4 protein-coding genes are annotated in these 12,888 nt (G+C 37.5%); all 4 read right to left on the bottom strand.

The genetic code is table 11. From position 1 onward, the window contains the following. Window positions 1–1,085: 1,085 nt before the first annotated feature. Window positions 1,086–2,213, bottom strand: a complete 1,128-nt coding sequence (locus ACXYMX_RS03915) for an S-layer homology domain-containing protein (protein WP_459042917.1) — start codon at window positions 2,211–2,213, stop codon at window positions 1,086–1,088. A 307-nt stretch (window positions 2,214–2,520) separates the two neighbouring features. Next, window positions 2,521–9,282 carry an S-layer homology domain-containing protein gene (locus ACXYMX_RS03910; RefSeq protein WP_459042916.1) on the bottom strand — a complete coding sequence of 2,254 codons (6,762 nt, stop codon included), beginning with the start codon at window positions 9,280–9,282 and terminating at the stop codon, window positions 2,521–2,523. A 323-nt stretch (window positions 9,283–9,605) separates the two neighbouring features. Continuing rightward, window positions 9,606–10,481: a hypothetical protein gene (locus tag ACXYMX_RS03905; RefSeq protein WP_459042915.1), complete on the bottom strand. Its 876-nt coding sequence runs from the start codon at window positions 10,479–10,481 to the stop codon at window positions 9,606–9,608. 117 nt (window positions 10,482–10,598) lie between these two features. Continuing rightward, window positions 10,599–12,881, bottom strand: a complete 2,283-nt coding sequence (locus tag ACXYMX_RS03900; protein WP_459042914.1) for an S-layer homology domain-containing protein — start codon at window positions 12,879–12,881, stop codon at window positions 10,599–10,601. Window positions 12,882–12,888 lie beyond the last annotated feature (7 nt).

Raw genomic sequence — 12,888 nt, 5'->3', positions numbered from 1 at the left:
AAGTTTCTTTGAGCGTCGAACGACTTCAGAGACCGTATTTCTTGAGTGGCCAGTACTAGAACTAATAGTTCTTTGACTAATGCCATCAAAATATAGTTCCAGAATCTTTCGATAATTAACCATAAAAAAACCTCCTGTATATTAGTGTCATGCTGATTTGCATGCTACTTTATTATACAAGAGGTTTTACTATATATAGTGGCTCTCTGTTCCGCACTTGGTGGCTCTATCTTCCGCAGTGACTGGCTCAAAACTCCGCACAAGTGGCTCAATTCATCTGCAATATTCATAGTTTACCAACTTGGTATCGAAAGGGCAAGGGAGTTATTGGTTAATGTTAGGGAATTGTTAGACTACTGTCGTATTTTGTTGGATGGTTGCATATTTGATTGGGTGATTAGTTTGATGGTTGGACTAGCGATGGGATTGGTTGCGCTAGCGGGATGCTTGGTTGGACTGCATCTGCTCCCCTCCACTTGCAGCGACTCTTTGTTGGGATACGGGCTTGATTGGCTGGATCAGTGACGAGATTAGTTGGGCTTCTAAGTGAATTCGTCGGACGAGTGAAGATTTGTTGAAGTGGCTTCAGAAATGGTTGGACTAGCGATGGGTTTGGTTGCACTAGCGGGATGCTTGGTTTGACTACATGTGCATCTCTCTACTTGCGACGACACTTTGTTGGGCTAGGGACCTGATTGGTTGGATTAGTGATGTGATTAGTGGAGCTAGAAGGATATTTCGTTGGACGAGTGAAGAATTGTTGAAGTGACAGCTTAAATGGTTGGTCTATCGATGAGATTGGTTGCGCTAGCAGGATACTTGGTTGGACTTTAGGTGTTCGTCCCTATATGTATCGACACTTTGTCGGGCTAGGGACTTGATTGGTTGGATTGGCGATAAGAATCATTGAGCTAGCTCGATGCTTGGTTAATCTAATATTAAATTCAATCTAATTTAGCTCTAGTTTTATAGACACCAGAAAACCCCATGACCAATTAATTGGTCATGGGGTAAATTTCTTTGCATTCTTACTTTCATACTGAGTAATTTAATTAGCTGAAATTCAAATTTTACTCAACTACTACTTATTCAGTGAATACAAAACTATAAGTATCGCTATAAGCTTTTCCAGGCGCTACTCCAGTTACTCCAGTTACTGTAATGCTAATGGTATTATTCGTTAATCTAGTCAACTTAAAACTATCATCCTCACCAAGGACAGCTAAAGCAGCACTGATTGCAGCTTCCATATCGTGGCCACTGTTGATACTGCTATCAGTAAAAGTCCTGGAATCTATTTTTAAAATTACACTTGTAACAGTTGTATCCAATTGAAACGCTTCGAAAAACGGTTTTGCTGCTAATCTAAAATCCGACAATTTACTATCAGAATCATTAATTTTAACCGCTACTTTATTATTGCTTTCCAAATCAATTTCAACTTTACCTGTTCCAAGAAGTCCTCCTAGAGCAGTATCAATCTTAGCGTTTAAATCAGCATTCCCAGCAGTATAATCAGGTCCCGGTGTGCCACCGCCACCGCCACCGCCACCACCTGGAGCTACTTTATTCGCAGCTTTTTCACCTCGGACAACAAATGAAGCCATTTGTCCACGTACAACTGGAGCAGCTGGTGAATACGTTGTAGGTGTTGTTCCTTTTGTGATGTCGTTCGTGATTAGCGTTTGAACATAACCTGCGAATGGATCGCTTGCTTTAACGTCATTGAAACGGTTATCTGTTAATGGTTCTACTTCGAAGTCAAAACCAATTGAGATGATTTTAGCCATTTGAGAACGCGTTAACGTATCGGCTTGTCCGTAAGTTTTGTCTGGGTATCCACTGATAATCCCTTTTTGAGCCAATGCAGCGATTGCACCATAATACTCGTCTGTTACTTTTACATCAGAGAATCCAGGATTCACAACGTTTACTGTGTCTAATTCTAAAATGTTTGCAAGAATTTTTGCTGCTTGTCCACGAGTAACGGTTTGAAATGGCTTATATGTACCGTCTGGAAACCCCTTTACAATTCCGCGTTCAACAAGTTCGATAACATCTAGATAATAGTCCTGACCTTTATCTAAATCTTTTAAACTAGGTGTTGCCGCTTCCGTAAATGTTGGCGCTACTGTAACAAACGCACCTGTTGCCATAGTTGCTGCTAGTGTAGCTTTAAAAAGCTTCTGGTATGACTTTGAATACTTTTTCATTTCTTTTTCCCCCACATTCCATATTAATAATAATATTTTAAATACATATCCAATAATACCATACATTCACAAATTTGACCCTGTTTTCATGTAATATCTCCCAATTTAAGTTTAACTAGTCAGAAGTAATAGTTCAATACACCCTGATTAGCTTGGTTTTTATACCTTTTAAGCTTAAACCTTTTATACCAATTGTTTAAACAAATTCGGATAAAGTTAAATCAGAAAGAGGCTCCGCAGAGATTTCCCCTCTACGAAACCTTCTTTTTTCGGGGTATGATATCAGACTTCTTTCTATATCTTACACTCAAAACAAATCTAGCATTTGATAAAGCATTTTTGCTGCGTGTGCACGTGTAGCACTATCTGTTGGTTTGAAAACTCTTTTTCCATCCTTTTCACTTCCGCTAATGATGCCAAGAGTTGCTGCCAAACCAACATACTCTTGTGCGTAATCGTGAATTTTATCGGCATCGGAAAATACATCTGCGGCTTCTACACCTTTTATAATACGTGCATCTTTGAATTCTATTGCCCGCATAATCATCGCCGCCATTTGCTGACGAGTAATTTGTTCATAAGGATTGAACTTGCCATTGCTGCCTTTTACAATCCCAGTTCGAGCTGCCGCCTCAATTTCACTGACTGCCCAATCCATCTTCTCAGGTACATCAGAAAAAGTACCCGAATACGATTGTTTAGGTAGATTCAGCGCTCTAGCTAGTAGTAAAGCAAACTGAGCTCTTGTAATGGCTTCATTCGGAGCAAATTGGTCAGCCGATTTGCCTTGAATAATTGTTTTAGATGCAAGTACCTCAATATAATCCTTCGCCCATTCCATACTTGGCGACTGAATATCTTTAAATGTAATGTCATTTTCAATAGCGGCATACTGAGAGAAATGAGATACTTCAAAAGTAAGTTGATTTGCATCTACACTTCCACTGTTAAATTCCCATTTCCCCTTCTTCGAATTAAGATAATAGGCTGCCACTTTTCGAATATCATTAACCCCTGCTAATTCCAACGTAACTTTTACAGGCTCTACAAATTCAGTAACCAACTCTTCTACTTCATTACTTATTCGAAATACATTGAACTCATAAAGTGAAGAAACGAAATTTTGATTTCCAGAAATAATCGGTAGCGTTTGCTTGTTACGATCAACAGCTTGAATCGAAAACCTTAAGCCGTCCGTAGTCTTAGATGCAATCGCCTCTAAAACCTTCGTAGGCAACGTAAAGGAAGCACCTTTTGTTCGAACATATAGTGGTTTCTTACTATTGATAACTTGGTTAATAAGCTTACTACTAAACATCATGCTGAAATCCTTATTATTGCTAGACTGTAGCTCTACTAAAACTTCTTTTTTCTGATTGTCTTTAAGTTGAGCTAATATTTCTTCTTCGTCCGCAGTTGCAATTTCCTCATCTGTTTCTGGTATTTCTATCACAGGTGGAGCAGAACCTCCACCGCCCTGCCCTGGATTTGGATTCGGTGTTGGTAAATCATCCTCTTCCTCAATCAATTCAAAACCTTCTTTGATGTGTTCGGTTTTCCCGGTTTGTGGATTGGTAAATGAGAATTCTAGGGTGTACTTACCGGGCGGTAACTTAATAGAAAATTCAAAATAATGACCTGAAAAGTTCGTTGATGTTTCAGAAACTACTTCTTTTCCATGATTATCTTTAATAACAAATGGTATTTCAGATTGACCTTTGTAATAAATGTTTTTTAAATTAAAATCCCCAAACTTTATGGAGTGATCAATGAAATAATATGTTCTACCATCCTCAAACATTTGCCAATCTACGCTCTTTAAACTGTATTCCAATTCATTTCCTATAGTAAGATTAATATCTGAATCTATATGAATGGTATCTAGTGACCAATTCTCATGATATAGATAGTTGTCTTCATATAACTGAAGAATAAAAGATGCAGTTCCAGGCGATACATAAGTTTCTGACAAATAGACTCCGTGAATATCATTATTTCCATTAATATAGTGGGCATAGAAATATCTTTTGTTAGTTTCTTCTTTAATTCCGTGTATCGTTACTTTTTTTGATGATTCAATTTCATCTTTAAAATTTACTTTGTTTGTATTCCCGAGTACTTCTTTTACTAGTAGGTAACTTCTCCCGTCAACAACACCACTAAAGTCCATTAATAATCTTTCTACGCCTGGTAGAAATAATTTAATATCCCCTTCTTTAGCTGCATGGAATATTACTTCACTTTTTCCGTATTTAGCTTCAACTCTATTATTTTCTCCTGGCATAGTAATCAGGACTTCACGAACTATTTCATTTAAGGATATCGATTTTAATGACTTTAATTCAGCACCTGTAAATGATTTACTATAAATCGCATAACTATTACTCTCATCTTGACCCTCTAATTCGAATGCCGCCTCTAATAGATATTCTTCAGAGTCAACTAGTTCAAATTCATTTGTCTGTTCAGTTGACACTACTCCATACAAATGTTTACTATTTCCTTCTTTAGATGTTATCCATCCTGATTGCATTTGACTTATGGTGTATCCATCAGGTGCTTCAACAAAGACTTCTTCTTTTACTACAAATTCCCTTGAAAACTTCTCACCTTCTATTGTTACTTCGACAGTGTATTTTCCTGCGCCAAGATTAATATCTCTAAAGTTAAAATGATTTTCATCTATTATTTTCTCCTCAATAATATTTCTTTGTTCATCAAAAACTGTTATTTTATTATTTTTGAATGTTTCTTTTCGAAAATCTCCTTTTTGATAATTCACATGAATACTCAAGTTTCCACTGTTTATACTTTGATAATAATCCACTTCCAAATTAGTTGTTGCTTCTCCTTCTAAACTTAGTACTTTCTTTCCTTGTACATTTACACCGTAAGCAATCCAGCCTGAATCCTGTTCTGTGACTCGAATATGGTTATAGGTTCCAGATTTTAGATAGACTTTGTTTGTAAAACCGTTATAAGCTGACAGATATAAAGATTGTCCATTAGAATTACTAATCTGTACCGATTCGATATTAGGTATATCAAACTCCAATTCCGACAAGTTGCTCGTATCAAATTCAAAGTTTATTGTCGATTCATCTTTTTCAAACTTTTTTTCTGTCCAGTAATATAGATCATTCTTACCTAGCCCTTTGAATTCAAAGGATACTAACTTTTCTGGTTGAATTAATAATCCTATAACATCTGGTGATAAATGGTGGGATTCAATATAACCTAAATCATTAGTATATCGAGCCAAGAGATTACTTTGATAATCGTATTTAAAATCTTCCATATTAGGGGTGTATACTTCTACAAATTCATTCCATTTTAATATCGTTAATTCATTCAATTGTTCTCCAGTAAAAGATTGGGTGTCGATGTAATTTATTAGCTCTCCTTTTGGATTTTTCAGAGTGAGCTGTACAGAGATTACGTATTCGTCTTTATTACTTGCAACTACCGGCAGTTCAATATTATTATCACTTAAATATAAGTGAGCGAGTTCGTTTTGGTTCTTAGTAAACCTCACAACACCAGTTTCAAAAGTATATCCATCTTTTAGCTCAATTGGCATTTCTAATTGTTGCTCCACCACAAAACTTGCACTTATTATTTCATCTTCAACTGTAGCTTCAACTATATATGTTCCTGATTTCAGATTTAAGTCCATAAAATAAATATGAATATTATTCAATTCTTCTTCTTTCAAAGCATTCAATTTTTCATCAAAAACCTTTATTGTACTATTTCTAAAACCTACTCTTCGAAACATTCCTTTTTGATAATTTAAAAAAACGTTCAAGTACTTCCCATTTGAAAACTGATCATAACGAACTTCCAATTCTTTTGTTATTTCTCCTTCTAATGTTAGTAATTTCTTCCCCTCAATATCTACATCAGAAGCAATCCAGCTGCCATTACTATCAGTAACTCGAATTTGATTATACGTTCCAGATTCCAAGAAGACTTTGTTCGTAAAACCATCATATGCTGATACAGATAAAGCTTCCCCACTATGATTACTAATTGCAACAGCTTCAAGATTAGGTATATCAAACTCCAATTCCGATAAATTACTCATATCAAATTTAAAGTTTTGCTTTGTCTCATCCTCTGAAAATGATTTGATTAGCCAGTAATAGTCATCATTATTCGTTAGACCTTTGAATTCAAATGAAAGTAACCTTTCTGGGTCAATATACAATCCATTAATATCTCCCGACATATAGCTAATAACTTTATAACCTAAATGATTCGTATAATTGGCCAATAGACTCTTTCGAGGATCTTCTTTAAAGTCTTCCATATTAGGAGTATAGAGTTCAACAAGGTCGTTCCAATTCAACTGCGTTAATGCATTTAATTGTTCACCAGTAAAAGATTGGGAAGCGATGTAATTTATTAACTTCCCTTCTCCATTTTTTAAAGTTAATTGAGATGAAATTGTAAATTCTTCATCTAGCTTATCGATTACAGGAAGCCATATATTATTATTGTGTGAGTTAACATTTTGTGAGTGTAGTGAATAGTTATTTTTCAGTAGTTGAACACTACCATTTTCCAACGTATATCCTTCTTTTATTTCGATTGGAATTTCTAATACTGGATCTATTTCAAAACTTGTACTCACACTTTCATCTTCTCTCGTCAGAGGATGTTTGTAAGTGTAATTGAGCGTATATTTACCACCTTGAAGCATTTCGGTTAAATTAAAGTTCATATTAAACAAGCTGTCTACAAACTGAGAATGTATTTCTTCATCTGAACTATTCATTATTTTAATTTCTGGTCTATTATTGTAATTAAACCAGAAGTAATTCAAGTTAAAGTCTCCAGCAAGGATTGACTGGTTAATTTGAAGAATCACTTCCCCATTCGAACGTTTAGATTGCTCCACTCTTCCCAAGTTGTATTCAAAACTTCGCCCCAATGCTACTACTTTATCTTCTGTAATATTGACGTTATCTGCTGAAAAACTGATAGGTTCATTGCCACTATTGTTTTCATTATTAATGCTTATCCTAGCAGTTCCAGGTGATACAAATGTTTCTCTGGAGAACGTTCCACTAAGACTTCGTGATAGTGGTTCACTATACAAGAGAGATAGTCCGCCTTGGAAATCGATTTCGTCTTCATTCATACTACCGATAGTTAGTTTTATTGCAGATTGCATTTCGGATTCAAAATTTAGTGTAGTTTCAGTTGAAGGTAATTTCGACGCTAATAAATAGCTTTTGCCGTCTATAATGCCACTATAACTTAACGTAATTACTTCATCACCTGGAAAAAATAGAGAGCTATTTCCTAATAAGTTTTCATCTTTTATTTCAATAGAAATCTTTTTGTTATTAGCAATAATTGTATTCTTTTCTCCAGGCATTGAAATGTTAATTTTGCGTTCGTATTCCCCTAAATTAATGGATTGCAGTAATTTTAATTCGGCACCGGTAAAAGTCTTTTTGTACATTAAATAAGCTGAATTGTTTTCCGAATCAGCAAGTGTGAACGATGCTTCAAAAGTATACTTATCAGAATCGATTAAAGTCATATATTTAAATGAAAGGTCTGAACCGATATAGTTTCCTCCACCATGAACTCTAGTTACATAAGCCTGTTGAACTTTTTTCACTGTATATCCTTCAGGCGCAATTATTTCCATCTTGCCGACTGACACATTAACTTGAACAGCCTCACTCACATTTCCTTCAGTGTTCTCAGCCACTACCTCTAGAGTTGTTCCTGCTTTTTGCTTTGGTATCGAAACACTAAATTGTCCATCTGTCCTTGCTGTCGCTGTGCCTATAACTTCTTCGCCATTCCGAACCGTAACTATTTCACTACCACCCACAGTTCCGGTTACAAACTGTGAATCCGTTGTTACTTCGTGCACAATTGGTGCGGATGGTATTGCTCCATCTATAGGTGGATGAGTTATCGTGACATTTAGCTCGTCGTTATTTGGAAAGTCATCTGTCGATAGTCGAACTGAATTCCTTGCATGATCATTGGCCAAAATTGTATCGATTATCCATTTTCCTGACTCATCAAATTTCGATACCGTATAATTCCCTTCCCAAACCCCATCTTCATCCTGATCAGTTAAGTTAATAGATCTAGTACTCAGATTTGTTACCGATTTCAAGGTAATTGATACGTGAGAGACTCCTGAAATATTGTCAGTAACTTTAGCCGACACTTTAAACGTATCGTTCGTATTTACTTCTCTCGGTTCGATTTTCAACCATTCTATTTCTGGAGGTAAAGAATCTACCTCTATTTCATTAATAACTTCAATCGTGTAATCTTCTGGATTGTCCAACTCATTTGATTGAATGAATACCCGATTATTATTAATATCTGTAAGGGAGATATGTCGCAGATTCCAAATACCACTTACATCTTCAGTGTTAATTTTATATTTTGCGATCCAATAATCCATTTCTTCGTTATAGCTAAAAGTAAGATGCCTACTTAGTTTTCCACTTTCTGATTCAAAGCTAGCATTGACACGTTCAACACCACTTAGGTCAAATGCTTTAATTTTCACTTCAACTTCTTCTCCCACCTCTACCACTTTAGGAGATATTTCAATATGCTCAAGAGTTGGTGGAGTCTTATCAACTTCATTTTCATTAGTTATAAGATAGAAATACTTTTCACTATCGAGAATATCTTCTTTATTATAAAAACTACTGTTTCCAGCATTGTCTCTAAGGTGATAACTATAGATTGTCCACATTCCTGGCGTATCGTTTTCTTGAATTGTATATTGACCAATAAATAACTGTCTTTCTTTATCGTAGCTTAAAAAAACAGTATTATTCGAACCGTTTATATCTTCTTCATTGGAAAAAACAATAGATACATAACTAACACCTGATAAATCATCAGTAATATCTGCAGTGAAAACTACAGTATCCCCTACATTTAAATCTTCAGGAGATATTTGTAAACTATGCAATTCCGGCGGGGTTGTATCTCCCGCTGCTAAAAATGTTGAAGAAGGTAAGATTAATGTGAAAACTAATAATAGAATAACGACTTTCGAAAAACTTTTCTGCACTGGTTTTCCCCCTTAAATCTCTATATTCACTAGTACTATAGTATTTATTGACATATCTACTAGTTTTAAATCAATTTAACCTATGTTGGTATCAGAATATTCTACGTACGCATCTTTACCAATTATATCCTTTGTGATACATATTAACCATGCTACTTTAGGTCCCAACGCATAAAGGATACATGGCTAGGTTAAACAGATCAGCTCCCCTATCGACTAGTACGTTGAATTTGGTTTTGCACTTCGTATTTATTTCCGCATCAATTTACACCACATAATACCCATAAAAAAAGCCCCGCAGAGTTTCCCCTCTACGAAGCCTTTCATCCTAAATCTTTAATTTTAACTTTCCCATCCCCAACAGACACCGACAACGTTTGTTGATAAAAATTAAGTGGAGTAGAAGGTAAATCATTATCCTTCGACAACCGAATAATCCTGCGCTGAAGTTCCGCTAGACCCTGCCACTCGTTTGATAAGATGAGTTTTTCTGCGATTTGGCCTTTCACTTCATCTGATAGTTCTCCAAACGTAGCAAGTGGAAGTTTCTCTAGTTGAAGAACTAGTCGTTCACTCTCTTTAATACCAGAAAGTCTAGCCACCGCTTCCTCTAGCATTTTCGCCTGTTGTTGAATATGCTCGATTGCTGCTTGACCTTGATATTTCTCATATACGTTTGCAAGTACAACGTCGCGGCCTGTTTTACCAAGGTTTAGGAATGTATCACCAGCATAGATAAACGCCTGCTCCGTTAATTTATCAAACGCCGTTTCCTCAAGGTCTTTCGAAGGCAATGACTCTATGAGCGCAGCTACTTCCTTCACCAACTGCTCTTTCAAAGGATATCTTGGAAGCGATTTTAATTTACCTGAAAGTGTTTCAGCTTCTTCTTTACAATCAATCGTCGAAATCGCTGCGTTCACATCATATAAACCGCGTATCCAATTTAACCGAAGAAGTAGGTCTTCCTTTTCTTCGATTGCGAATCTCAAACCATCTGTTTCCTTCTTAATAGAAGCAAGTTCCTCACGATGGATGTCTGCGGATTGTTCCAGCGCAAGTATTCTCGTTCGTAACTCTTTAGTTAATTCAAAAGTAGCTACTGCTTCAGTTGATGAGAAATAAAGACCTTTGTTCAATGAACTAGGCGCGTCGTATGGATTTGCTGTACTTGAAGGTAGAGTTGTCCAGTTGATCATAAAGATGCCTCCAATTCGTTTCGCTTTGGAATGAATTCCGGATCTACCGTAAAAAGCAACCCCTTAACCATTCGATCGGTTAAGGGGTCTGGCTGTGCTTATCATTTCGTCTACTTCTTATAGACCCATTGCAGCAATAATTGAAGCAATTGTTGTATACGGTTTTCCATTGATTACAGCGGCAGCTGCATCGTATTTCTGAGACATAGGCAACGCATCAAATGGTGCATGCCCAAGTGCTGTCAGTTTTGGAACCATTGCCGTATTCGTCGTAGCTGCGTTCACATCACTAATTAGCAAATTGTAAGCCGTTAGTTTCGATCCCAACAATACACTCACGGCAGCATAGTTCACTGGTGGTGTTGTTTCAGCAGCTAGTTCAGTAATAAACCAACCTGCAAACTCTGTTTTTTGAGCAGCCGTTAAGTTTAAATAATTTGCATTCCCAAACTCAAATAGCAATGCCCTCATTTGAGCCGGTGTTGTTGCAGCCATCACACCCGCATAAACGACTAATTTCGTTGTCGCCGCTTCTAAAGCAATTGTTGCATTCACAAGAGCTAGAGTTGTAGTAGGTGTCGTTAATAAATTGTTCACAGCTACATATTCTGCATCCGTTGCAAGTCCACCCGCATTAGTATGCGCTACTAAAGCAGCTTGTGCATCCGCAGTTGCTGTGAGGTCGTCCGTTTTCGTATCCAATGCAACGGTTGCAAGGACGATTGCCGCTTCATTTTTTGTCGTGTTCGTTAACTCATTTTTCAAAGTAACGTATTCCGCATCTGTTGCCAATCCACCCGCAGCAATATGTGCCAGCTTCGCAGCTTCACCATCCGCGATTGCATCGTTCATACTATCAAGTGCCATTTGCGATGCATTAATTAAAATTTGTGCCGCCCCTAAACTGGAAACCAACCCGGGATTCGCAGGATTCAAATTACTAACCATATCGAATGCCAAATCATGCTTCATTTGTGCAGCATCAATTTGCGCTTGTGTTGCGTTTCCTGTTGCATCCAATGCAGTCGAAGCTACAGTTGTATTCGTCGTAGCTGCCGTTGCATTTACTAGATGAATCGCTTGTTGAATCGAAGCCATTGTCGTTAACGACACCGTATTCCCCGTATAAATTGCCGTTACATAGGCCGCGATATTCGTTACATCTACCCCTGCAAAATTCGCATTTAGAACTCCATTGATTGTTAATTGGTTTGGATGCGCTGCATTTAAATCTGTTTCTACACCGTCAAACAATAGCTCCAATGCGATTGAATCATTAATCATGTTCACTGCTTCAATGATTTCAGCTACAGTCGTGTAATTGTTCGCTAAATCACTTAAGTAGGTTACAAGATTCGCTTGGACCGCTACGCCACCAAACAATGGATTTTGTAGAGCTGTCCAAAGTGGAACTTGAGTTGTAGCTGCATTCACCGCTGCAACAGCTGCATCGGCTGCTGTATGATCTACGGTAAATGTTGCACTCTCGTTAACGCCTTCAACTGTAACTTTCACGCTATGCGTTCCTGATGGAAGTACACCAAGTGCTGCTTGGAGTTGACCGCCTTGTCCAATTGCAACATTCGAGATGACAATGTCTGCAAGTGAGAGCGAAGCATCCGGAGTGATTGTAAGAACTGCCGTTGAGTTCGAATCTGCATACATCACATTGGCCGTCAATGTTGTAACTTTATCATTGCCGGTTACGAGATTCATTGAATTGATTTCAACAGTAGCATGCGCAACGTTATACGAACGAACTAAAAAGCTCGCCATTTGAGAACGCGTAACGTGACCCGCCGGCATAAACGCAGTTACATTTGTAATGCCTTGTGAAGAGATTGTTTCGATATAGCCTTTCGTCGCCATATCTAAACTACCAATATCCGTAATCGTAGATTGATGGCCAGTTTGTATCGTGAGTCCGAACGTTTCTGTAATAATTTTAGCCATCTGTGAACGCGTCACATTCCCGGCTGGATTCAGGTTCGCTTGTGTAAACGCACCTTCATTTTTTACAATTAAAGAAGCGTAGAACAACTCTTGTTGGAATGCAGCTCCCGTTTTAAAACTTGTAGGTATATCTGTAAATGGAGTTACACTACCCTCAAGACTGTTCGCTATCGCGAAATCTTTGACCGTCGAATTCCCCGCAAGATAACGCGCAAGTGTAAGCGCCGCTTGTCCGCGTGTAATTTTACCACTAGGATTGAAATGAGTCCCATCGTTAAAGAACCCTAGTGCGGCAGCCTGATGTATTTCTGCTTGCACGCTCGAACTCACTTGTCCAATGTCCGTGTAGCTTGCTGCCGATGCAACAGGAACTACAGCCGTAGCGACCAACGAAGCCGTCGCGATGCCAGTGATAAATTTGTTCATTTTCGGTTTTCTTTTACTCATTAATTAA

The organism is Sporosarcina sp. CAU 1771, assembly GCF_054482775.1.
This window is presented reverse-complemented; position numbering and strand designations above follow the sequence as displayed.